A 23,548-nucleotide genomic window follows, 5' to 3' on the forward strand; every position below is an offset into this window, starting at 1 on the left:
GCCGGTTCGTGCCGGAATCAGACCGTCAGGGAGCGGTCCGTGGGCCGGATCGGGGCCGGAAGATCACTCGCACCGGTGAGGAAACGGTCGACGCCGCGTGCCGCCGAACGGCCCTCGGCGATCGCCCAGACGATGAGCGACTGGCCGCGGCCCGCGTCACCGGCGACGAACACGCCGGGCACGTTCGTCTGGAACTCGGCGTCCCTGGCGACGTTGCCGCGCTCGTCCAGGTCCAGGGAGAACTGGTCCACGAGGCCGTTGTCGCGGTCCGTGCCGGTGAAGCCCATCGCCAGGGTGACGAGCTGCGCGGGGATCTTCCGCTCGGTGCCCGGCTTCTGGGTGAGCTTGCCGTCGACGAACTCCACCTCGATGAGGTGCAGGAACTGGACGTTGCCGTCCTCGTCGCCCTCGAAGTGGGTGGTCGAGACGGAGTAGACCCGCTCGCCGCCCTCCTCGTGCGCGGAGGTGACCTTGTAGAGCATGGGGAAGGTCGGCCAGGGCTGGCCCGGGGCACGGTCCTCGCCCGGCCGCGGCATGATCTCCAGCTGCGTCACGGACGCCGCGCCCTGGCGGTGGGCGGTGCCCACGCAGTCCGCGCCGGTGTCGCCGCCGCCGATGACGACGACGTGCTTGCCCTCGGCGGAGACGGGCGTGGTGACGTAGTCGCCCTCCTGGACCTTGTTGGCCAGCGGCAGGTACTCCATCGCCTGGTAGACACCGCCCAGCTCACGGCCGGGCACGGGCAGGTCGCGGGCGGTGGTGGCCCCGGCGGCGATGACCACGGCGTCGTAGCGGCGGCGCAGCTTGGCCGCGTCGATGTCACGGCCGATCTCCACGCCGGTACGGAACTTGGTGCCCTCCGCGCGCATCTGCTCGATGCGGCGGTTGATGTGCCGCTTCTCCATCTTGAACTCGGGGATGCCGTAGCGCAGCAGGCCGCCGATGCGGTCGGCGCGCTCGTAGACGGCGACCGTGTGGCCCGCCCGGGTCAGCTGCTGGGCGGCGGCGAGGCCCGCCGGGCCCGAGCCGATGACGGCGACGGTCTTGCCGGACAGGCGCTCGGGCGCCTGCGGCTTGACGTCGTTGGCGTCCCACGCCTTGTCGATGATGGAGACTTCGACGTTCTTGATGGTGACGGCCGGCTGGTTGATGCCGAGCACGCACGCCGACTCGCAGGGCGCCGGGCAGAGCCGGCCGGTGAACTCCGGGAAGTTGTTCGTGGCGTGCAGGCGCTCGGAGGCCGCCGACCAGTCCTCGCGGTACGCGTAGTCGTTCCACTCCGGGATCAGGTTCCCCAGCGGACAGCCGTTGTGGCAGAACGGGATGCCGCAGTCCATGCAGCGCGAGGCCTGCTTGGAGATGATCGGGAGGAGCGAACCGGGAACGTAGACCTCGTTCCAGTCCTGGACGCGCTCGCCGACCGGGCGGGTCTGCGCGACCTCGCGGCCGTGGTTGAGAAAGCCCTTGGGATCAGCCATTGGTCGCCGCCTCCATCATCTTCTCGGTGATCTCGGTCTCGGAGAGACCGGCTCGCTCGGCGGCGTCCTTGGCGGCGAGCACTGCCTTGTACGTGCTGGGGATGATCCTGCTGAAGCGCGCCACTGCGGTGTCCCACTCGGCGAGCAGCTTCCCGGCCACGGTCGAGCCGGTCTCCTCCTGGTGGCGGCGCACGACGTCGTGCAGCCACTGCTTGTCGGAGTCGTCCAGCGGCTCGACGGCCGCCAGGTTCCCGGCGTTGACGTTGTCGCGGTCGAGGTCGATGACGTACGCGATGCCGCCCGACATGCCGGCCGCGAAGTTGCGGCCCGTCTCGCCGAGGACCACCGCGTGACCGCCGGTCATGTACTCGCAGCCGTGGTCGCCCACGCCCTCGGAGACCACCGTGGCGCCGGAGTTGCGGACACAGAACCGCTCGCCGGTGCGGCCGCGCAGGAACAGCTCGCCGCCGGTCGCGCCGTACGCGATGGTGTTGCCCGCGATCGTCGAGTACTCGGCGAGGTGGTCGGCGCCGCGGTCCGGGCGGACGATGATCCGGCCGCCGGACAGGCCCTTGCCGACGTAGTCGTTGGCGTCGCCCTCCAGGCGCAGCGTCACGCCGCGCGGCACGAAGGCGCCGAAGGACTGGCCCGCGGAGCCGGTGAAGGTGATGTCGACGGTGTCGTCGGGCAGGCCCGCGCCGCCGAACTTCTTGGTCACCTCGTGGCCGAGCATGGTGCCGACCGTGCGGTTGATGTTGCGGATGGCGACCTGCGCGCGGACCGGGTGGGCGTCCGTCGCGCTGGGCGCGGCGAGGGCGTCGGCGGCGAGCTTGATCAGCTCGTTGTCGAGCGCCTTCTCCAGGCCGTGGTCCTGGACGGTGACCTGGTGGCGGACCGCGCCCGCGGGCAGCGCCGGCACGTGGAACAGCGGCTCCAGGTCCAGGCCCTGCGCCTTCCAGTGGCCGACGGCCTTCTCGGTGTCGAGGAGCTCGGCGTGGCCGACGGCCTCCTCGATGGAGCGGAAGCCCAGCTCGGCGAGGAGCTCGCGGACCTCTTCGGCGATGAACTCGAAGAAGTTGACGATGTACTCGGCCTTGCCGGAGAACCGCTCGCGCAGCGCCGGGTTCTGCGTGGCGATGCCGACCGGGCAGGTGTCCAGGTGGCAGACGCGCATCATGACGCAGCCGGAGACGACGAGCGGCGCGGTGGCGAAACCGAACTCCTCGGCGCCGAGCAGCGCGGCGATGACGACGTCGCGGCCGGTCTTGAGCTGGCCGTCGGTCTGCACGACGATGCGGTCGCGCAGGCCGTTGAGCAGCAGGGTCTGCTGGGTCTCGGCGAGGCCGAGCTCCCAGGGGCCGCCCGCGTGCTTGAGCGAGGTGAGCGGGGAGGCGCCGGTGCCGCCGTCGTGGCCGGAGATGAGGACGACGTCCGCGTGCGCCTTGGAGACACCCGCGGCGACCGTGCCGACGCCGACCTCGGAGACCAGCTTCACGTGGATCCGCGCCTGCGGATTCGCGTTCTTCAGGTCGTGGATCAGTTGGGCCAGGTCCTCGATGGAGTAGATGTCGTGGTGCGGCGGCGGCGAGATGAGGCCGACGCCGGGCGTCGAGTGACGCGTCTTGGCGACCCACGGGTAGACCTTGTGGCCGGGCAGCTGGCCGCCCTCGCCGGGCTTGGCGCCCTGCGCCATCTTGATCTGGATGTCGTCGGCGTTGACCAGGTACTCGGAGGTCACGCCGAAGCGGCCGGAGGCGACCTGCTTGATGGAGGAGCGGCGCGCCGGGTCGTACAGGCGCTCCGGGTCCTCGCCGCCCTCGCCGGTGTTGGACTTGCCGCCCAGCTGGTTCATGGCGATGGCGAGGGTCTCGTGCGCCTCGCGGGAGATCGAGCCGTACGACATGGCGCCGGTCGAGAAGCGCTTGACGATGTCGGCGACCGGCTCGACCTCGTCCACGGAGATCGCGGGGCGGTCGCTCTTGAAGCCGAAGAGTCCGCGCAGCGTCATCAGGCGCTCGGACTGCTCGTTCACGCGGCCCGTGTACTGCTTGAAGATGTCGTAGCGGCGGTTGCGCGTGGAGTGCTGGAGGCGGAAGACCGTGTCCGGGTCGAACAGGTGCGGCTCGCCCTCGCGGCGCCACTGGTACTCGCCGCCTATGTCCAGGGCGCGGTGTGCGGAGGGGACGCCGGAGGCCGGGTAGGCCTTGGCGTGCCGGGCGGCGACCTCCTGGGCGATGACGTCGAGACCGGCACCGCCGATCTTGGTGGTCGTGCCGCTGAAGTACCGCTCCACGAAGGACTGTTCCAGGCCGACCGCCTCGAAGACCTGGGCGCCGCGGTAGGAGGCGACGGTCGAGATGCCCATCTTGGACATGACCTTCAGGACGCCCTTGCCGAGCGCGTAGATCAGGTTGCGGATGGCCTGCTCGGCCCCGCCCTCGGTGTCGGCGGGCAGGAAGGTGCCGGCGCGGACGAGGTCCTCGACGGACTCCATCGCCAGGTAGGGGTTGACGGCCGCGGCGCCGTAGCCGATGAGGAGGGCCACGTGGTGGACCTCGCGCACGTCGCCCGCCTCGACGAGCAGGCCCACCTCGGTGCGCTGCTTGGTGCGGATGAGGTGGTGGTGGACGGCCGCGGTGAGCAGCAGCGAGGGGATCGGCGCGTGCTCGGCGTCGGAGTGCCGGTCGGAGAGCACGATGAGGCGGGCGCCGGCCTCGATGGCGGCGTCGGTCTCGGCGCAGATCTCGTCGATGCGGGCGGCGAGGGCCTCGCCGCCGCCGTTGACCCGGTAGAGGCCGGAGAGCGTGGCGGCCTTCATGCCGGGCATGTCGCCGTCGGCGTTGATGTGGATGAGCTTGGCCAGCTCGTCGTTGTCGATCACCGGGAAGGGCAGGGTGACCGAGCGGCAGGAGGCCGCGGTCGGGTCGAGCAGGTTGCCCTGCGGGCCCAGCGAGGAGTGCAGCGAGGTGACGAGCTCTTCACGGATGGCGTCCAGCGGCGGGTTCGTGACCTGCGCGAACAGCTGGGTGAAGTAGTCGAAGATCAGCCGCGGGCGGGCGGAGAGGGCCGCGATGGGGGTGTCCGTGCCCATGGAGCCGAGCGGTTCGCCGCCGGTCTTGGCCATCGGCGCGAGGATGATGCGCAGCTCTTCCTCGGTGTAGCCGAAGGTCTGCTGGCGGCGCGTGACGGAGGCGTGCGTGTGCACGATGTGCTCGCGCTCGGGCAGGTCGGACAGCTCGATCTCGCCGGCTTCCAGCCACTCCTGGTACGGCTTCTCGGCGGCGAGCCCGGCCTTGATCTCCTCGTCCTCGACGATGCGGTGCTCGGCGGTGTCGACGAGGAACATGCGGCCGGGCTGCAGGCGGCCCTTGCGGACGACCTTGGCGGGGTCGATGTCGAGGACGCCGACCTCGGAGCCGAGCACGACGAGGCCGTCGTCGGTGACCCAGTAGCGGCCGGGGCGCAGGCCGTTGCGGTCGAGGACCGCGCCGACCTGGGTGCCGTCGGTGAAGGTGACGCAGGCCGGGCCGTCCCAGGGCTCCATCATCGCGGAGTGGTACTGGTAGAAGGCGCGCCGGGCCGGCTCCATGGAGGCGTGGTTCTCCCAGGCCTCCGGGATCATCATCAGGACCGAGTGCGGCAGCGAACGGCCGCCGAGGTGCAGGAGTTCGAGGACCTCGTCGAAGGACGCCGAGTCGGAGGCGTCGGGCGTACAGATCGGGAAGATCCGGTCCAGCTTCTCCTGTCCGAACAGGTCGGAGGCGAGCTGCGACTCGCGGGCGCGCATCCAGTTGCGGTTGCCCTTGACCGTGTTGATCTCGCCGTTGTGCGCGACGAAGCGGTAGGGGTGCGCCAGCGGCCAGCTCGGGAAGGTGTTCGTCGAGAAGCGGGAGTGCACGAGCGCGACGGCCGTGGCGAAGCGGCGGTCGGACAGGTCGGGGAAGAAGGGCTCCAGCTGGCCGGTGGTCAGCATGCCCTTGTAGACGATCGTGCGGGCGGACAGCGAGGGGAAGTACGTGCCGGCCTCGCGCTCGGCGCGCTTGCGCAGCACGAAGGCCTTGCGGTCCAGCTCCAGGCCCTCGGTGTCGCCGTCGGCGACGAAGATCTGCCGGAAGACGGGCATCGTCGAGCGGGCGGTGGCGCCCAGCAGCTCGGGGGCGACGGGGACGTCACGCCAGCCGAGTACGGTCAGGCCCTCCTGGGAGGCGATCGTCTCGATCTGCGAGACGGCCGCGTCGGTCGTACCGGCGGTGTCGACCGGCAGGAAGGCGATGCCGACGGCGTAGGCACCGGCCGCGGGCAGTTCGAATCCGGCCACTTCGCGCAGGAAGGCGTCGGGGACCTGGAGCAGGATGCCCGCACCGTCGCCCGAGTCCGGCTCGGAGCCGGTGGCGCCGCGGTGCTCGAGATTGCGCAGTACGGTCAGCGCCTGTTCGACCAGTTCATGGCTGGCAACACCGGTCAGGGTGGCAACGAAACCGACACCGCAGGCGTCGTGTTCGTTGCGGGGGTCGTACATCCCCTGGGGGGCGGGGCGACCGTCCATGGGCGACCAGGCGTGGGTACGCATCGGCACTCCCGTCGTCGTCGAGGCAACTACATGTGGCGAGGGACGACGTTGGCCCTGGCTAAATTTCGTGCAGGTTACATGATGGAACGCTTCTCGAAAAGCGGATAGCTCATTCCACCATGTGGACACCGCTCGCTGAGGTGGGAGCGGTTCGGAGGGGGACCTTTGCGGACAGATCATTGGCCGAAGGCCCGAAGCGACACAGGCCTCATTGCCCGCAGCGCTTACGGCTCATGCCCGGTGGTTAAGGGTTCGAAACCGCCGAGTAACGGCTACTTATGCAAGGTCCCGCATAGGCCTGCACCGCCTTATCCTACGGCCGTCCCGAACAAGCTGCCCAGGGCGTACGTCACACCGGCCGCCGCGCCACCGAGCGCGAGCTGCCGCAGACCGCTGAACCACCAGGACCTCGCGGTCACCTTGGCCACCACCGCACCGCAGGCGAAGAGGCCGACGAGGGCGAGCAGCAGGGCGGGCCACAGCACGGTGGCGCCCAGCAGGTAGGGCAGCAGGGGCAGCAGGGCGCCGAGCGCGAACGAGCCGAAGGAGGAGATCGCGGCGACGGTCGGCGAGGGCAGGTCGCCCGGGTCGATGCCGAGCTCCTCGCGGGCGTGGATCTCCAGGGCCTGCTCGGGGTCCTGCGACAGCTGGCGGGCGACCTCACGGGCCAGGCCGGGCTCGACGCCGCGCGAGGCGTAGAGCTCGGCGAGCTCCCGCTCCTCGTCCGCGGGGTGCTTGCGCAGTTCGTGGCGCTCGACGTCCAGTTCGGCCTGGACGAGCTCGCGCTGGGAGGCCACCGAGGTGTACTCGCCCGCGGCCATCGAGAAGGCACCGGCGGCGAGCCCGGCCAGGCCCGTGATGACGATGGTCTCGCGCGAGACGGCACCGCCCGCCACACCGGTCATCAGCGCGAGGTTGGAGACGAGGCCGTCCATCGCGCCGAACACCGCCGGACGCAGCCAGCCACCGTTCACGTCGCGGTGGGTGTGGTTGTCGCGATGCGCCTCGTGCAGTGTCGCTTCGGTTTCGATGATCGCCATGGGAGCCCCCTCGTGCGTGGTCGGACGATCTCGAAAGTACGCGCGAAAAAAATCTCCCGCCAGCAAGGAAGGCCGTACTTACCTGCGAAAACGCGCCGCGCGCGGCCCCTCCCGCGACCGCCGCGAACCGCTCCGGACCCCCCTCCCGTCATCCTCGGCTCCGCGCCGCCCGGCGAGCGAAGGAGTGATCTGAGCTCCGGTGTGCTCGTGTGAGCGCCGCGCGTGGCAGAGATGCACCAAGCACCGCGTCCAGCGGTTCGCGCACACCCGCGCACACCAGCGGTTCGCGCACACCCGCGCACAAGGGAGGCACGGCATGGCATCCACCGCATGCGTTCCCTCGGTCCCGGCGCCCGGCGGCGCCGACGACCTCCGCGAGCGGGCGCGCGGCGCGCTGCTCGGCCTCGCGGTCGGCGACGCGCTCGGCGCCCCCGCCGAGAACATGAAGCCGTCCGAGATCCGCCGCCGCTGGGGCCGCATCACCGGGTACGTCGCCGAGCACCCGGCCGGCACCGACGACACCGAGTACGCGATCTTCTCCGGGCTGCTGCTCGCCCGGCACGGCTCCGCGCTGACGGTCGCGCACGTCGAGGCGGCCTGGCACGAGTGGATCGCCGACCTGGACGAAGGACCCTTCCGGGGCGCGGGCTTCAGCGAACGCGGCACCCTGGAGAACCTGCGCAGGGGCCTGGCCGCACCCATCTCCGCGCAGCACCGGCACGCGTGGAGCGACGGCCTGGCCATGCGGGCCGCACCCTTCGGCGTGTTCGCGGCGGGCCGCCCCGCGGAGGCGGCCCGGCTCGTCGCCGTCGACGGCAGCGTCAGCCACGACGGCGAGGGCATCTACGGCGGCCAGGCGGTCGCGGCGGGCGTCGCCGCGGCGATGGCGGGCGCCCGGGTGGACGCCGTCGTGGCAGCGGCGCTGTCCGTCATCCCGGAGGACTGCTGGACGTCCCGCTCGCTGCGCCGCGCGGTGGCGGTCGCGCACCGCGGCGAGCGCGCGGTGCGCTCCGCCGTGGTCATCGGCGGCTACCCCTGGACGGATCTCGCGCCGGAGGCGGTGGGCCTGGCGTTCGGGGCGTACGCGGTGGCGCGCGGCGACTTCTCCGTGGCGGTGCTGACCGCGGTCAACATGGGCCGCGACGCGGACACCACGGCGGCGGTGGCGGGGGCGCTGTCGGGGGCGGCCTGCGGGGCCGCGGCGATCCCCGACTCCTGGGCCGACCCGATCGGCCCGGCCCGGGGCAGCTGCCTCCCCTCGATGCGGGGCCACCACGTCCTGGACGTGGCGGACCTGCTGACGCCGGACGGGCCCACGGCACCGGACGGGGCGGCGTCGTGACGGGCGACCCGGCGGGGGCCGCGACCGCTGCCGCGGCCCGGCACGAGCCCCCCGCCCGGCCGCCCGCCGAAGGACTCCTGCTGGGCCTCGCCGCGGGCGACGCCGCCGGCTGGCCCGCGGCCCGGCACCGGGCGGCCCGCATGCCCGAGTGGACCCGGCGCCTGACCCGCGAGCTCGACACCTTCGCCGAGCAGAACGCCACGACCACGCTGCCCGTCCCCATCGCCCTGAACCAGCCGCCCGAGCCGCTGCGCCTCGGCCCCTCGGACGACGCCGAATGGGCGGCCTTCACCGCCGAGTCCGTGCTCCGCGCGTACGACGGGACGCTCAGCGCCGCACTGGGCCCGGACCGGCGCGTGCGCGCGGCGCTCGACCTCGCCTGGAACACCCTCGCCGCCGAGGTCGCCGCCGCGGCCGCCCGCGCCCCCGAGGTCGAGTCCGCGGTCCTGCCGCTGCGCGCCCGCATCTCCGTGCGTGCGGGCCTCGGCAATCTCGCCGCGGGACTGCGCCCGCCCGCCACCGGCCACGACAACCCGCACTACTTCGACGACGCGGCCTGCGTACGCGCCTGCGTGCTCGCCCTGGTCCACCCGGGCGAGCCCGAACGGGCCGCCGACCTCGCCGAGTTCGACGCCCGCTACACGCAGGACGGCGACGGCGTGCACGGCGCCCGCGCGATGGCGGCGGCGGTCGCGGCCGCCCTCGGCGGCGGTGGCGTCACCGCGGCCGTGGACGCCGCGCTGGACCAGCTCCCCGGGCACACCGAGATCGGCCGCAACGCCCGGCACGCCGTCAAGATGGCCCGCGCGCAGCCGGACGACGGCGCCTTCGCCCTCGTACCGCTCCTGGAACACCAGATCGTCGACCACGTCTACAGCTACGGCATCGCCGCCGCCGAGACCGTCCCCGTCGCCCTTGCCCTGAGCACCGCCGCGCACGGCCGGATCGGGGACGCGGTGCCCGCCGCCGCCTGCCTGTCACGCGTCGCGGACTCCGCACCCGCGCTGGCCGGGGCCCTCACCGGCGTCCTCGGCACGGCGGACGCGGTCCCCGGCGCCTGGCGCGACGCCTGCCGCACCCTGTCGGGCTGCGCGCTCCCCCGCCTCGCGGGCACCGACCTGATCGAACTCGCCGGACACCTGGCAGCCACGGAACGGACCACACCGGATGGACAATCCCGACATGACGCCCACAGTGCCGCGCACTGAAGTGCCCCTGGCCGACCGCATCGCGGGCAGCCTTGTCGGAGCCGCGGTCGGCGACGCGCTCGGCGGCCCCGTCGAGGGGTACGCGCCCGAGCAGATCGCCGAGCGGCACGGCGGCCGGGTCCGGGGCGTCGTCGGCCCCTGGAACGGCGGGGCCTGGCGCACCGCACGCCCCATCGCGCCGTACCACAAGGGCGACGGACACGTCACCGACGACACCCTCATGACCCACGCGCTCGTCCGCGTGTACGCGACCGTCCGCGACCACCTCGACGCGTACGCCGTCGCCGAGCACCTGGTCCCCGACCTGATGGGCGTCCCGCGCTGGATCCCGGAGCTGGAGGCCGAGGCGATCCCCCTGCAGCGGATCTTCCTCGCCGAGAAGTGGCTCGTCGCCCGGCTGCACTACGGGCACGTCGACCCGCGCGAGGCGGGCACGGGCAACATCGTCAACTGCGGGGCCGCGATGTACATGGCACCGGTCGGCCTGGTCAACGCGGCCGACCCGCGGGCCGCGTACGCCGAGGCGCTCGACGTCGCGGGCGCCCACCAGTCCTCGTACGGCAGGGAGGCGGCGGGCGTCTTCGCCGCGGCGGTGGCGGCGGCCTGCGTCCCCGGGGCGGGCCCCGGCTCGGTGGTCGACGCGTGCCTGGGCCTGGCCAAGGACGGCACGCGCGCGGCCATCGAGGCGGTGGCCGAAGTCGCCGTGCGCCACCGGGACTTCGAGACCGCGCTGGCCCCGCTGCGGGCCGCCGTCGCCCCCTTCGACACCGTCGGACCCGACTACCGCGCCCCCTCCCTCGGCGCCCGCCGCCCCTCCCGCCTGCACGCGATCGAGGAGCTGCCCGTCGCCCTCGGGATGCTCCTGGTCGGCGAGGGCGACTACCGCCGCACGGTGCTCGGTTCGGTCAACTACGGCCGGGACTGCGACTCCATCGCCACGATGAGCGGCGCGATCGTGGGGGCGCTGCACGGCGAGGCGGCGGTGCCCGCGGAGTGGGCCAAGCAGGTCGCCGAGGCCAGCCGCCTCGACCTGCGCGGTCCCGCGGCGGCCCTCACGGAGGCCGCCGGGGAGGTCTTCGCCCGGGACGTGCGGCGGCGCCGCGCCCACGAGGCCGCCGTCGCGGCGCTGACCGGCGCGGCGGCGGGCACGGAGACGGCACGGTGATCCGGCTGACCTGGGTCCAGCCGGAGGACCTGATCGGCCACGAGCTGCGCCAGGCGCAGGAGGAGGGCCGCGACGTCACGGCGGTGCGCGCCCGCTGGCTCGCGGCCGGCGGCCGGCCGGCGCCGGACCGCGCGGGCTCCTCCCCCGGCCCGGCCCCGGCCCGGCTGCGCGCACTGGCCCGGCAGCTCCTGGACGAACTGGCGCCGCCCCCCTGGGAGGCCGGGCCCCACCGCCCGGCGCCCGGCCACGACGGCGGGCGGTGGGACCGCGACCGGGACGCGCTGCGCGCGCGCCTGCATGCCGCCTGGCTGGGCCGGGCCGCGGGCTGCCTGCTCGGCAAGCCGGTGGAGAAGCTGCCCCTCGACGCCATCCGCGCCCTCGCCCGGGCCACCGGGAACTGGCCGCTGGCCACCTGGTTCACCGCGCACGGCGTCCCGGCCGAGCTGACCGCGGCCCACCCCTGGAACCGGCGCTCCGCGGCCACCTCGCTCGCCGAGAACATCGACGGCATGCCGCAGGACGACGACCTCGACTACCCGCTGCTCAACCTGCTCCTGCTGCGGCGGCACGGGAAGTCCTTCACCACCGCCGACGTGGCGCGGCTCTGGCTGGACGAGCTCCCCGCGGGCCGCACCTTCACCGCCGAGCGCGTCGCCTACCGCAACCTGCTGCTCGGCATCGAACCACCGCACACCGCCTGCCACCACAACCCGTTCCGGGAGTGGATCGGCGCCCTGATCCGCGCCGACGTGCACGGCTGGACCAACCCCGGCGCCCCGGCTGCCGCCGCCGAACAGGCCCGCCGCGACGCCGTCCTGACCCACACCGCCAACGGCGTGCACGGCGCCGGGTTCGCCGCCGCCACCCTCGCCGCCGCGGCGGGCGGCGGCACCGACGTGCACGACTGCCTGCGCGCCGGCCTGGCCGCCGTCCCGCCGGACTCCCGGCTGGCCCGGGCCGTCGCCGACGCGATCCGACTGGCCGCCCGCACACGGGACTTCGACGACGTGGTGGACGCCCTGCACGCCGCCCACGGGCACCACCACTGGGTGCACGTCGTCCCCAACGCCGCCCTGCTCGCCGCCGCCCTCACGCACGCCGACGGCGACTTCACCGGCTCGATCACCCGGGCCGTCTCCGGCGGCTGGGACACCGACTCCAACGGCGCGACCGCGGGCTCGGTCGCGGGCCTGCTCGCCGGGCACCCCGACAGGATCCCCGCGCACTGGACGGCGCCCCTGAAGAACCGGCTCACCACCACCGTCGCCGACTTCGACGGCATCGGCTTCGACACCCTCGCAGAACTGACCGCCCGGGAGGCGACCCCCGCATGACCGCACCGACCCGCACGCCCCGCATCGCCGTGCTCGGCAGCGCGAACATGGACCTCGTCGCGTACGTCGCCCGGGCGCCGCGGCGCGGCGAGACCGTCACCGGCCGCGAGTTCCGCACGGTCCCCGGCGGCAAGGGCGCCAACCAGGCCGTCGCGGCGGCCCGTGCGGGCGCCACCGTCTCGATGATCGGCGCGGTCGGCGCCGACGCCCACGGCACCCGGCTGCGCGCCGCCCTGGAGCACTCCGGCATCGAGACGGACCTGCTGCGCACCGTGGAGACCCCGACCGGCACCGCGCACATCGTGGTCGACGACGACGGCGGCAACTCCATCGTCGTCGTCCCCGGCGCCAACGGCACCGTCACCTCCCTCGCCCCCGGCGACGAGGGCCTGATCGCCTCCGCCGACGCGCTGCTGCTCCAGCTGGAGACCCCCCTGGACGGCGTGCTGGCCGCCGCGGGGGCCGCCCGGCGGCACGGCGTGCGCACCGTCCTCACCCCGGCCCCCGCACAGCCCCTGCCACCCGAACTGCTCGCCGCCGTCGACCTGCTGCTGCCCAACGAGCACGAGGCGGCGGCGCTCACCGGCATCCCCGACGACCCGCACGCCGCCGCCCGCTCCCTGCTCCAGCAGGTCCCCGAGGTCGTCATCACGCTCGGCTCGCGCGGCAGCCTGTACGCGGCACGCGGCGCCGCCCCCGTCACCGTGCCCGCCCAGCAGGTCACCGCCCTGGACACGACGGGGGCGGGCGACACCTTCGCGGGCGCCCTCGCCGTGGCCCTCGCCGAGGGCCGCTCCGTCGGGACCGCGCTGGCCTGGGCCTCCTCGGCGGCCGCGCTCTCCGTCCAGCGGTCCGGGGCGTCGGAGTCCATGCCGTACCGCAAGGAGATCGACGCGGCGGGTCCGCGATCATGACGGCCGCCCACGAGCCCCCGCCGCACCCCACCGGCTCCCCCGCCCCGCTCACCGGCCTGCGCGTCCTCGACCTCGCCACCCTCTTCGCGGGCCCCCTCGCCGCCACGATGCTCGGCGATTTCGGCGCGGAGGTCGTCAAGGTCGAACACCCCACGCGCCCCGACCCGTCCCGCGGCCACGGCCCGTCGAAGGACGGCGTCGGCCTGTGGTGGAAGCTGCTCGGCCGCAACAAGCGCACGATGACCCTCGACCTGTCGGCGCCGGGCGGCCGCGCCACGCTGCTGCGGCTGGCCGCGACCGCCGACGTGATCGTCGAGAACTTCCGCCCCGGCACCCTGGAGAAGTGGGACCTGGGCTGGGCGGAGCTGAGCGCGGCCAACCCCCGCCTCGTCCTCGCCCGCGTCACCGGCTTCGGCCAGTTCGGCCCGTACTCCCGGCGCCCCGGCTTCGGCACCCTCGCCGAGGCGATGAGCGGCTTCGCCGCGATCACCGGCGACCCGGAAGGGCCCCCGACACTGCCGCCGTTCGGGCTCGCCGACTCGATCGCGGGACTGGCCACGGCGTACGCGGTGATGACGGCGCTCGCGGCCCGCGAACGCACCGGCGAGGGCCAGGTGGTGGACATGGCGATCATCGAGCCGATCCTCACCGTCCTCGGCCCCCAGCCGCTCTGGTACGACCAGTTGGGCCACGTACAGCCCCGCACCGGCAACCGCTCCACGAACAACGCGCCCCGCAACACCTACCGCACCGCCGACGGCACCTGGGTCGCCGTCTCGACCTCCGCCCAGTCCGTGGCGGAGCGGCTGCTGCACCTGGTCGGCCGCCCCGACCTGGTCGACGAGCCGTGGTTCGCGTCGGGCGCGGACCGGGCCGCCCACGCGGACGAACTGGACGCGGCGGTCGGCGGCTGGATCGCCCGGCACACCCGCGCCGAGGTGCTCGCGGCGTTCGAGAAGGCGGAGGCCGCGGTCGCGCCCGTGCAGGACGTACGCGACGTCATGACCGACCCGCAGTACGCGGCCCTGGACACCCTCACCACGGTCGACGACCCCGAACTCGGCCCGCTGCGCATGCAGAACGTCCTCTTCCGGCTCTCCGCGACGCCCGGCGCCATCCACTGGGCGGGCCGCCCGCACGGCGCCGACACGGACGCGGTCCTGGCCGAACTCGGCCTGACGGAACGGGAGATCGCCGCCCTGCGCACGGAGGGCGCACTGTGACCGCCGCATCGCCGCTGACCTGGCTGTACGTGCCCGGGGACCGGCCCGAGGTCGTCGTCAAGGCGCTGCACGCGGGCGCCGACGTGGTCGTCGTCGACCTGGAGGACGCGGTCGCCCCCGACCGCAAGGAGTACGCGAGGGCGGCGACCGCGGAACTCCTTACGGACCCCTGGCCGCTCCCCGTGCACGTCCGCGTGAACGCCCTGGACGGGCCGCTGGCCGAGGCCGACCTGCGTGCGGTGGCCGCGCTCCCCGGCGTGGCGGGCCTGCGCCTGCCCAAGGTGACCTCCCGCGCCGAGGTGATCCGGGTCGCCGAACGCGCGGCCCCCGCGGACGGCGGTGCGCCCGCCCTGCACGCCCTGGTCGAGTCGGCGCTCGGCCTGGAGCACGCCTTCGCCATCGCCACCGCGCACCCCGCCCTGCGCGGCATCTCGCTCGGCGAGGCCGACCTCCGCGCGGACCTGGGGGTACGGGAGGAGACGGGCCTGGACTGGGCGCGCTCCCGTCTGGTGGTGGCCGCGCGGGCGGCCGGGCTGCCGCCGCCCGCCCAGTCGGTCCACCCCGACATCCGCGACCTGGCCGGACTCACCGCGTCCTGCGCCCGGGGCCGCGCGCTCGGCTTCCTCGGCCGGGCCGCGATCCACCCGCGCCAACTGCCGGTGATCGAGCGGGCCTACCTGCCCACCTCCGCGGAGATCGAGGAGGCGGAGGAGATCACCGAGGCGGCCGCGACGGACGCGGGCGCGCTGGCCCTGGCCGACGGCCGCTTCGTGGACCGCGCGGTGGTGGAGGGCGCGCAGCGGACGCTGGCGCTGGCCCGCAGGAAGTGAGGTCCCGGCGCGGGCGGTGCGGCGACGCGAGGGGGCCGCGGGATCGACGGATCCCGCGGCCCCCTCGGCGTACGGCCGGGCGTCAGCCCTTCTCGGCGGGCTTGGCCCCGTCCTTCGTGGCGGCCTTGTCCTCGACGACCTTGTCCTGAACGGCCTTGTCCTGAACGACCTTGTCCTGGGTGCCTTCCTCGGACGGGACCAGGGCGTCGGTCCTGGCGTCGTCCGTGTCCTTCGCGGACCCGGAGGTGCCTTCGCCGTCCCCGTCGTCGGCGGCGCCCGGCTCGACGACGGCCTCACGGCCGGGGTGGGTCTTCGCGGACACCACGAAGTAGACGACGGCGAGGAGGAAGACCACGATGGCGGTCCACACGTTCAGCCGGAGGCCCAGGACGTGGTGCGCGTCGTCGACGCGCATGTACTCGATCCAGCCGCGCCCGGCGCAGTACGAGGCGACGTAGAGCGCGAACGCCCGGCCGTGCCCGAGCTTGAAGCGGCGGTCGGCCCAGATGACCAGGACGGCCACGCCGATGCACCACAGCGACTCGTAGAGGAACGTCGGGTGGTAGGTGCCGGGGATCCGGCCGTCGTCGGCCGAGGTGATCTTCAGGGCCCAGGGCAGGTCGGTGGGCTTGCCGTACAGCTCCTGGTTGAACCAGTTGCCCCAGCGGCCGATGGCCTGGGCCAGGGCGATGCCGGGGGCCAGCGCGTCGGCCCAGGCCGGCAGGGGGATGCCCCGGCGGCGACAGCCGATCCACGCGCCGACCGCGCCGAGCGCGATCGCGCCCCAGATGCCGAGGCCGCCCTCCCAGATCTTGAAGGCGTCCACCCAGTCACGGCCGTCGCTGAAGTACAGCTGGTAGTCCGTGATCACGTGGTAGAGGCGCCCGCCGACGAGGCCGAACGGCACGGCCCACACCGCGATGTCGGCCACGGTGCCGGACCGGCCGCCGCGGTCGATCCACCGCTTGTTGCCGAGCCAGACGGCTACGAAGACGCCGATGATGATGCAGAACGCGTAGCCGCGCAGCGGAATGGGTCCGAGTTCGACCACACCGCGCGACGGACTGGGAATGAAGGCAAGGTCCATGACGCGTCCGACGCTACCGTGCCGGGCGTCGGGGGCGGCAACCGGTCCGGCTACGGGTCCATAACAGGAATGCCGCCCCCCGGGGCCTCAGCCGCGGTTCGCGGCCTCGACCATCTGCTTCAGCTTCTGGGGCGTCAGCGGGTTCTGCTGGTCGCCGAAGATGTCCTTGCCGTCGAGCCGCACGGTGGGCGTGCCCCGCAGCTTGGCGTCCTGGAACGCCTGGTTGGACTTGTCGGCCCAGCTGTCGTGCTTGCCGTCCTCCACGCACTTCTTGAAGGAGTCGGTGTCCAGCCCGTCGACCTGGCCGGCCAGCTCGATCAGCTTGGCGTTCTTGCCGAAGGCGTCATCGGTCTCGGCGGGCTGGTTCTTGTAGAGCACGTCGTGGTACGGCGGGAACGTGCCGGCGTCCTGGGCGCAGGCCGCGGCGTTCGCCGCGCGCAGCGAGCCGCTGCCGCCGAGGTTCCGGTCGATGAGCGTCGCGAGGTGGTACTCGACCTTGAGCTGTCCCTTGTCGGTCAGCTCGTGGATGGTCGAGCGGTACGTGTCCTCGAACTGCTTGCAGGCCGGGCAGCGGAAGTCCTCCCAGATGGTGAGGGTCGCCTTGGCGTTCTCCTTGCCCGCGGGCAGGGCCAGCTGGTCCTTGCCGACCGCGCCCGCCGGCACGGACACCGGGCCCGATGTGTCGCTCTTGTCGTCGCCGGAATTGGCGGCGAGCAGCCCCACCACGGCGGCGAGGCCGAGGACCCCGACCACCGCCGCGCCGACCACCAGCGCACGGCGCTGCTTGTCCCGGCCCTTCTGCCGCTCTCGCTCTTCCGCCAGCCGCTCGCGGGCCGATCGCTTTCCCTCACGGTTCTTCTCGCTCACACCCCGCCAACGAACCGGGGAGGCACGAGCATGCCTCCCCGGTCCCACATCCACCCGTACGGGTTACGCCTTGCCGCGTACGCCGTTCGCGAGGTCGGCGGCGAGCGCGCGCACCGCGGCCAGGCCGGCGGCCTCGTCCGGCGCGTCCAGCATCCGCTGGACGAACGCGGAGCCGACGATCACGCCGTCGGCGAAGCCCGCGACCTCGGCGGCCTGGTCGGCGTTGGAGACGCCGAGGCCGACGCAGACCGGCAGTCCGGTGGTGGCCTTGGTGCGGCGCACCAGGTCCTGCGCCTGCTCGCCGACCGATACGCGGGTGCCGGTGACGCCCATCAGCGAGGCGGCGTAGACGAAGCCGGAGCCCGCCGCGGTGATCGTGGCGAGCCGCTCGTCCTTGCTGCTCGGCGCGACCACGAAGATCGTCGCCAGGTCGTGCTTGGCGGCGTGCTCCCTCCAGAGCGCGGACTCCTGGACGGGCAGGTCGGGCAGGATGCAGCCCGCGCCGCCCGCCGCGGCGAGCTCGGCGGTGAAGCGCTCCACGCCGTAGCGGTCGATCGGGTTCCAGTACGTCATGACGAGCACCGGCTTGCCGGTGGCCTCGTGGGCCTCGCGCACCGTGCGCAGCACGTCGGCGATCTTCAGGCCCGCCTTGAGCGCGATGTCGTCGGCGGTCTGGATGACCGGGCCGTCGAGCACCGGGTCGGAGTGCGGCAGGCCGACCTCGACCACGTCGGCGCCGCCGTCGAAGACGGCCTTGACGGCCGCGATGCCGCCGTCGACGGTGGGGAATCCCGCGGGCAGATAGGCGATGAGGGCGGAGCGCCCCTCGGCCCTGGCGGCCGCGAGGGTGTCGTCCAACAGCCGGATGTTGCCGCTCACTTGGCGTCCCCCTCGATCTCCGCGCCGGTGGCGGCGGCGTCCGCCTCCACGGTGGCGTCCGTGTCGTACAGGCCGAAGTAGCGTGCGGCCGTGTCCATGTCCTTGTCGCCGCGGCCGGAGAGGTTGACGACGATCAGCCCGTCCGTGCCGAGCTCCTTGCCGACCTCCAGGGCACCGGCGAGCGCGTGGGCGCTCTCGATGGCCGGGATGATGCCCTCCGTGCGCGAGAGCAGGCGCAGGGCCTGCATGGCCGCGTCGTCGGTGACCGCGCGGTACTCGCCGCGGCCGCTGTCCTTGAGGTAGGCGTGCTCGGGGCCGATGCCCGGGTAGTCGAGTCCGGCGGAGATCGAGTAGGGCTCGGTGATCTGGCCCTCCTCGTCCTGCAGGACGTAGCTGCGGGAGCCGTGCAGGATGCCCGGCTCGCCCGCGGTCAGCGTGGCCGCGTGCTCGCCGGTCTCCACGCCGTGCCCGGCGGGCTCGCAGCCGATGAGGCGCACGTCCGCGTCCGGGATGAAGGCGTGGAAGAGGCCGATCGCGTTGGAGCCGCCGCCCACGCAGGCGATCGCGGCGTCGGGCAGGCGTCCGGCGCGCTCCAGGATCTGGCGGCGGGCCTCGACGCCGATGACGCGGTGGAAGTCGCGCACCATGGCGGGGAAGGGGTGCGGGCCCGCGACGGTGCCGAACAGGTAGTGCGTGCGGTCCACGTTGGCGACCCAGTCGCGGAACGCCTCGTTGATGGCGTCCTTGAGGGTGCGGCTGCCGGACTTCACGGCGACGACCTCGGCGCCGAGCATGCGCATCCGGGCCACGTTCAGGGCCTGGCGCTCGGTGTCGATCTCACCCATGTAGATGGTGCATTCGAGGCCGAACAGCGCGCAGGCGGTCGCCGTGGCGACGCCGTGCTGTCCGGCGCCGGTCTCGGCGATGACGCGGGTCTTGCCCATCCGCCGGGTGAGCAGGGCCTGGCCGAGCACGTTGTTGATCTTGTGCGAGCCGGTGTGGTTCAGGTCCTCGCGCTTGAGGAAGATCCGGGCGCCACCGGCGTGTTCGGCGAACCGGGGCACCTCGGTGAGGCTGCTGGGGCGGCCGGTGTAGTGGACCAGGAGGTCGTCGAGCTCGCGGGCGAACCCGGGGTCGTTCTTGGCCTTGTCGTACTCGACGGCGACCTCGTCCACGGCGGCGACGAGGGCCTCGGGGATGAACGTGCCGCCGAACGCGCCGAAGTAGCCCTCGGCGGTGGGGACCTGACCCTCCGGGTCGGGGATGAAGAACTGGCTGGGCATGGCGGAATCCTTGTCAGGAACGGCGATGGCGATGGACGCTGGCCGCGCCCCGACAGGGGCGCGGGGAACTGCGCGACCAGCCCGAGCCGGGCCGCAGTCGCGATGGAACCCTGACCGGCAACGGCGAAGGTCCCTCAGTTCAGGCGGCGCTCAAGGCGCCGCATCGCCATCGCATCCCGGGGATCTGCCCCGGCTCCGCACCGATGTGGTACCGCACCCTGCGCCCCCGCACGCGCCGCGCGGGCGCCCGGCAGCCGCGGGGGCGGCAGCCGGGGGCGAGGCGGGCGAAGGCGGTCATGGGGAGGGTCAGCTCCGTCCGTGGCGCAGGGCCGGGTGCGCGCCCGCGGCGACCAGGTCGGAGACCGCGCCCTTCGGGTCGCGCCCGGTGACCAGGGACTCGCCGACGAGCACCGCGTCGGCGCCCGCGTTGGCGAAGGCGATCAGGTCGTGCGGGCCGCGCACACCGGACTCGGCGATCTTGACGACGCCGTCCGGCAGCTCCGGCGCGACGCGCTCGAAGGTGGAGCGGTCGACCTTGAGGGTCTTCAGGTCGCGGTTGTTGACGCCGATCACCCGCGCCCCGGCGTCCACGGCCCGCTCGGCCTCGTCCTCGTCGTGCACCTCGACGATCGGCGTGAGGCCGATCGACTCGGCGCGCTCGATGAGGGACTCCAGGGCGGGCTGCTCCAGGGCGGCCACGATCAGCAGCGCGAGGTCGGCGCCGTACGCCCTGGCCTCCCACAGCTGGTACGAGGTGACGATGAAGTCCTTGCGCAGCACCGGGATCTCGACCTTGGCGCGGACGGCCTCCAGGTCGGCGAGCGAACCGCCGAAGCGGCGCTCCTCGGTGAGCACGGAGATGACGGCGGCGCCGCCCGCCTCGTAGTCGGCGGCGAGTCCTGCCGGGTCGGCGATCGCGGCGAGCGCGCCCTTGGAGGGGCTGGAGCGCTTCACCTCGCAGATGACCTTCACGCCGTCGCCGCGCAGGGCCGCGGCGCCGTCCTTGGCCGCGGGAGCCTTGGCCGCGCGCTCCTTGAGCTCGTCGAGGCTGACGCGCGCCTGCCGCTCCGCGAGGTCGGCACGGACTCCGTCGATGATCTCGTCGAGCACACTCACGCGAGCGGCCCCCTTCCCTGACGGTTGAGCTGACGTTCAAGCTGGTCACTGCGATGGTATCCGCAGGAGGGCGCAGGCCCCGCATCCGGTTGACGCCCGTCCCAGGAACTGGACATCCGGACACCGTGCCGCCTGCGCTTTCAGGGGTGCAGCCATGACCCGAACGGCAGATTGCGGACCACGGTGAAGACCGCCACCAGGACCCCGAAACCCCACAGCGGGACGGGCCCCAACTCGATCCGCACGGGCCGGCCGCGCACCGCCCTGATCACCCAGACGGTCCACAGGACCGCGAAGAGTGCGTAGCCCGCCACGGCGAGCGCGTTGGCGCCCAGGGCCGCGGCGAAGTCCCCGTGGACAACGGCGTGCGCGCTGCGCAGGCCCCCGCAGCCGGGGCAGTAGACGCCGGTCAGGCGCAGCAGCGGGCAGGCGGGGTAGTGGCCGGGTTCGTTCGGGTCGACGGCGCCGACGTACGCGAAGGCGGTGGCGACCGAGGCGAGCAGTCCCGCGGGGACGAGCAGGCGGGTCAGGACGGTGGGCGCGGCGCTCCGGGGTTCGGCGGTCACCCGTGCATTCTGCCGCGCGCCCGGGCGCGTCGCCCGGTGGCCCGGCCGGTGGGCCGGGAAACGGAAGAGGCGGCCCGGCACCTGCCGGACCGCCTCCCGCCGTGCGGCGCGTACGACTCGCTCGTACGGCTCGTACGGCTCGTACGGCGAAGATCAGCCCTCGGAGCGGGCGACCTGGGGCTGCGGGCGCTTGGCCTGGCCCATGCCCGCGAGGCGCATGGCGCCGCCGACGAGACCACCGACGACGATGATGGCCATGCCGGCCCAGAACCCGGGGACGTTCGCCATCACCATGAAGGCACCGGCGACGCAGAAGCCGATGAAGGCGATGATGACACCGGTCCACGCGGCCGGGGTGTGTCCGTGGTCCGCCATTGTTCTGCTCCTCGTTGCTCTGTGCGTGGTCCTGGGCGGGAGCCCGCCACGCGTCGGACGCTCGCCGACATTGTCCCTGACCGGTGCGGGTGCCGTGAGCGCGGGGTCACGTTTCGCGCGTCGGGTCCTCACCGCGGTCGAGGGCCTTCCACAGCTCCTCGGGGCGGTCCGGGTCGGGCGCGCGGCGGGGCCTGCGCGGGGTCGGCGTGCCGTCGCGCTCGTAGCGGCCGGACATCGCGGGCCACGAGCGGCCGTAGGTGAGCGCCAGCAGGCCCGCGAGCAGGATCAGCACGCCCGCGGCGGCCGCGGCGTAGGGCCAGCCGGTGTGGGACAGGTCGCCGATGGTGGCGGCGCTGTCACCGGCGGCCGTGGCGGCCTTCTCGTCCAGCGCGGCGCTGTCGTCCGCGCCGAGCAGGGCGGCGGCGACGATCCCGGCGCCGCTGAGCGTGAGCAGCAGCGAGACCAGGAAGCGGCCGGTGCGGCGGACCGCGAAGACGGCGACGAGGGCGGCCAGGCCCACTATCGCGAGCGCCGCGGGCACGCCCGTGACGTCGCTGCCCTTGGCGGTCAGCGGCAGCTCGCCGCCGGCCACCGACGCGGCGCCGTGGGCCCAGGCCTGGCGGGACGCGAGCAGGGCGAGGGCCGCGCCCACGGCGCCGAGCAGCAGCGCCACGCCGATGCTGCGCCGGCTGCTGCGCTGGGCCCGGCTCTCGGACGGTGCCTCGGTACGGGGCGGAGGTACGGCAGAAGTCACCCGTCCACTATCCCTCACGCCCGGCCGGGTCGTGCAGGCGGTTCGCCGTGTGGATGGCGCGCAGCACGGCGGCGGCCTTGTTGCGGCACTCGGTGTCCTCGGCGACGGGGTCGGAGTCGGCGACGACACCGGCCCCGGCCTGCACGTACGCCGTGCCGTCGCGGAGCAGGGCGGTGCGGATGGCGATGGCGGTGTCGGAGTCGCCCGCGAAGTCCAGGTAGCCGACGCAGCCGCCGTACAGGCCGCGCCGGGACGGCTCCAGCTCGTCGATGATCTGCATCGCGCGGGGCTTGGGGGCGCCGGAGAGGGTGCCCGCGGGGAAGCAGGCGGTGAGCACGTCGAAGGCGGTGCGTCCGTCGGCGACCTGGCCGGTGACCGTGGACACGATGTGCATGACGTGCGAGTACTTCTCGATGGACATGAAGTCGACGACCTCGACGGAGCCCGGCTCGCAGACCCGGCCCAGGTCGTTGCGGCCCAGGTCGACGAGCATCAGGTGCTCGGCGCGCTCCTTGGGGTCGGCGAGCAGCTCGTCGGCGAGCGCCTGGTCCTCCTGCGGGGTGGCGCCGCGGTGCCGGGTCCCGGCGATGGGGTGGACCATGGCGCGCCCGTCCTCGACCTTGACGAGCGCCTCGGGCGAGGAGCCGACGACGTCGAACCCGTCGAAGCGGAAGAGGTACATGTACGGCGAGGGGTTGGTGGCCCGCAGCACGCGGTAGACGTCCAGGGCGCTCGCCGTGCAGGGGGTCTCGAAGCGCTGCGAGGGCACGACCTGGAAGGCCTCGCCGGCCCGGATGCGCTCCTTGATGTCCTCGACGGCCTCCTGGTACTGGGGGCCGCCCCACAGGGCGGTGTACGGCGGCAGTTCGGAGGGCGGCAGGGCGGCCGGGGGCTGCGAGACGGGCCGGGAGAGGTCGGCCTCCATGGCGTCGAGGCGGGCGACCGCGTCGGCGTAGGCCTCGTCGACGCCGGTGTCGAGATCGTTGTGGTTGATCGCGTTGGCGATCAGCAGGACCGAGCCGTCCCAGTGGTCGAGGACGGCGAGGTCGCTGGTGAGCAGCATGGTCAGCTCGGGCAGGCCGAGGTCGTCGCGCTCGCCGGGGCCGATCTTCTCCAGGCGGCGCACGATGTCGTAGCCGAGGTAGCCGACCATGCCGCCGGTGAAGGGCGGCAGGCCGTCGGCGCTGACCACGTCGCGGGGGGTGTGCAGTATGCCGATGGTGGCGCGCAGCGCGGCGAGCGGGTCGCCGGAGGTGGGCACGCCGACGGGCGGGGTGCCCAGCCAGTGCGCCTCGCCGTCGCGGACGGTGAGGGCGGCCTCGCTGCGGACGCCGACGAAGGAGTACCGGGACCAAGAACGGCCGTTCTCCGCGGATTCCAGGAGGAAGGTGCCCGGGCGTTCGGCGGCCAGCTTGCGGTAGAGGCCCACGGGGGTGTCGCCGTCCGCCAGGAGCCTGCGGCTGACGGGGAGCACGCGGCGGTCGGCCGCCAGCTTGCGGAAGGTCTCGAGGTCCATG

The 23,548-nt window shown here is 73.7% G+C and carries 19 protein-coding genes and 1 pseudogene; 7 read left to right on the forward strand and 13 right to left on the reverse strand.

From position 1 onward, the window contains the following. Window positions 1-17 precede the first annotated feature (17 nt). From ACFYXE_RS36985 to ACFYXE_RS36995, 3 genes are all read right to left on the reverse strand, one after another. Window positions 18-1,478 carry a glutamate synthase subunit beta gene (locus ACFYXE_RS36985; protein WP_361180337.1) on the reverse strand — a complete coding sequence of 487 codons (1,461 nt, stop codon included), beginning with the start codon at window positions 1,476-1,478 and terminating at the stop codon, window positions 18-20. Further along, window positions 1,471-6,048, reverse strand: a complete 4,578-nt coding sequence (gltB, locus tag ACFYXE_RS36990) for a glutamate synthase large subunit (protein ID WP_389320570.1) — start codon at window positions 6,046-6,048, stop codon at window positions 1,471-1,473. The genes ACFYXE_RS36985 and gltB overlap by 8 nt, the downstream gene beginning before the upstream one ends. A gap of 308 nt (window positions 6,049-6,356) precedes the next feature. After that, the gene (locus ACFYXE_RS36995) at window positions 6,357-7,088 is read right to left on the reverse strand and encodes a VIT1/CCC1 transporter family protein (RefSeq protein WP_361180339.1); all 732 of its coding nucleotides are present in this window, start codon (window positions 7,086-7,088) and stop codon (window positions 6,357-6,359) included. A 316-nt stretch (window positions 7,089-7,404) separates the two neighbouring features. Between ACFYXE_RS36995 and ACFYXE_RS37000 the strand changes: the two genes are divergently transcribed. Genes ACFYXE_RS37000 through ACFYXE_RS37030 form a run of 7 tightly spaced genes read left to right on the forward strand, consistent with a single transcriptional unit; the run spans window position 7,405 to window position 15,104 of the window. Then, a complete protein-coding gene (locus tag ACFYXE_RS37000; protein ID WP_389320574.1) occupies window positions 7,405-8,430 on the forward strand; it encodes an ADP-ribosylglycohydrolase family protein in 1,026 nt (341 codons plus the stop codon). Beyond that, a complete protein-coding gene (locus tag ACFYXE_RS37005; RefSeq protein WP_389320651.1) occupies window positions 8,337-9,638 on the forward strand; it encodes an ADP-ribosylglycohydrolase family protein in 1,302 nt (433 codons plus the stop codon). The genes ACFYXE_RS37000 and ACFYXE_RS37005 overlap by 94 nt, the downstream gene beginning before the upstream one ends. After that, on the forward strand, window positions 9,613-10,803 hold the full coding sequence (locus ACFYXE_RS37010; RefSeq protein WP_389320577.1) for an ADP-ribosylglycohydrolase family protein: 1,191 nt from the start codon (window positions 9,613-9,615) through the stop codon (window positions 10,801-10,803). The genes ACFYXE_RS37005 and ACFYXE_RS37010 overlap by 26 nt, the downstream gene beginning before the upstream one ends. Next, the gene (locus ACFYXE_RS37015; protein WP_389320580.1) at window positions 10,800-12,137 is read left to right on the forward strand and encodes an ADP-ribosylglycohydrolase family protein; all 1,338 of its coding nucleotides are present in this window, start codon (window positions 10,800-10,802) and stop codon (window positions 12,135-12,137) included. The genes ACFYXE_RS37010 and ACFYXE_RS37015 overlap by 4 nt, the downstream gene beginning before the upstream one ends. After that, window positions 12,134-13,051, forward strand: coding sequence for a ribokinase (rbsK, locus tag ACFYXE_RS37020; RefSeq protein ID WP_389320583.1), 918 nt, complete (start codon window positions 12,134-12,136; stop codon window positions 13,049-13,051). The genes ACFYXE_RS37015 and rbsK overlap by 4 nt, the downstream gene beginning before the upstream one ends. Then, entirely contained in the window at window positions 13,048-14,274 is a 1,227-nt protein-coding gene (locus tag ACFYXE_RS37025; protein ID WP_389320586.1) for a CaiB/BaiF CoA transferase family protein, read from the forward strand. The genes rbsK and ACFYXE_RS37025 overlap by 4 nt, the downstream gene beginning before the upstream one ends. Next, window positions 14,271-15,104, forward strand: a complete 834-nt coding sequence (locus ACFYXE_RS37030) for an HpcH/HpaI aldolase/citrate lyase family protein (protein WP_389320589.1) — start codon at window positions 14,271-14,273, stop codon at window positions 15,102-15,104. The genes ACFYXE_RS37025 and ACFYXE_RS37030 overlap by 4 nt, the downstream gene beginning before the upstream one ends. A gap of 219 nt (window positions 15,105-15,323) precedes the next feature. Here ACFYXE_RS37030 and lgt read toward each other — a convergent pair. The 10 genes and pseudogenes from lgt to ACFYXE_RS37080 all read right to left on the reverse strand — a co-directional run. Next, window positions 15,324-16,191: pseudogene (lgt, locus tag ACFYXE_RS37035) on the reverse strand (prolipoprotein diacylglyceryl transferase); the annotation flags it as partial. 87 nt (window positions 16,192-16,278) lie between these two features. Continuing rightward, window positions 16,279-17,058: a DsbA family protein gene (locus ACFYXE_RS37040; RefSeq protein WP_389320592.1), complete on the reverse strand. Its 780-nt coding sequence runs from the start codon at window positions 17,056-17,058 to the stop codon at window positions 16,279-16,281. A gap of 63 nt (window positions 17,059-17,121) precedes the next feature. Then, on the reverse strand, window positions 17,122-17,937 hold the full coding sequence (gene trpA, locus ACFYXE_RS37045) for a tryptophan synthase subunit alpha (RefSeq protein WP_389320595.1): 816 nt from the start codon (window positions 17,935-17,937) through the stop codon (window positions 17,122-17,124). Next, window positions 17,934-19,220, reverse strand: coding sequence for a tryptophan synthase subunit beta (gene trpB, locus ACFYXE_RS37050; RefSeq protein ID WP_389320598.1), 1,287 nt, complete (start codon window positions 19,218-19,220; stop codon window positions 17,934-17,936). Before trpB ends, trpA begins: the two co-directional genes overlap by 4 nt. A 139-nt stretch (window positions 19,221-19,359) precedes the next feature. Beyond that, window positions 19,360-19,518, reverse strand: coding sequence for a tryptophan biosynthesis modulator TrpM (gene trpM, locus ACFYXE_RS37055; RefSeq protein ID WP_389320601.1), 159 nt, complete (start codon window positions 19,516-19,518; stop codon window positions 19,360-19,362). A gap of 8 nt (window positions 19,519-19,526) precedes the next feature. Next, on the reverse strand, window positions 19,527-20,336 hold the full coding sequence (gene trpC / locus ACFYXE_RS37060; protein ID WP_361179582.1) for an indole-3-glycerol phosphate synthase TrpC: 810 nt from the start codon (window positions 20,334-20,336) through the stop codon (window positions 19,527-19,529). Window positions 20,337-20,476: 140 nt separating this feature from the next. Beyond that, window positions 20,477-20,902, reverse strand: coding sequence for a DUF2752 domain-containing protein (locus ACFYXE_RS37065; RefSeq protein ID WP_389320605.1), 426 nt, complete (start codon window positions 20,900-20,902; stop codon window positions 20,477-20,479). A 153-nt stretch (window positions 20,903-21,055) separates the two neighbouring features. Next, window positions 21,056-21,277: an HGxxPAAW family protein gene (locus tag ACFYXE_RS37070; protein WP_361179578.1), complete on the reverse strand. Its 222-nt coding sequence runs from the start codon at window positions 21,275-21,277 to the stop codon at window positions 21,056-21,058. A 106-nt stretch (window positions 21,278-21,383) separates the two neighbouring features. Beyond that, window positions 21,384-22,031 (reverse strand): TIGR02234 family membrane protein, encoded by a 648-nt coding sequence (locus ACFYXE_RS37075; protein WP_389320609.1) that lies wholly within the window; start codon window positions 22,029-22,031, stop codon window positions 21,384-21,386. Window positions 22,032-22,038: 7 nt separating this feature from the next. Beyond that, the gene (locus tag ACFYXE_RS37080; protein WP_389320612.1) at window positions 22,039-23,547 is read right to left on the reverse strand and encodes an anthranilate synthase component I; all 1,509 of its coding nucleotides are present in this window, start codon (window positions 23,545-23,547) and stop codon (window positions 22,039-22,041) included. Between the last annotated feature and the right edge of the window lies 1 nt (window position 23,548).

Source organism: Streptomyces sp. NPDC002564 (genome assembly GCF_042889645.1).
In the GTDB taxonomy this organism is placed as follows: domain Bacteria; phylum Actinomycetota; class Actinomycetes; order Streptomycetales; family Streptomycetaceae; genus Streptomyces.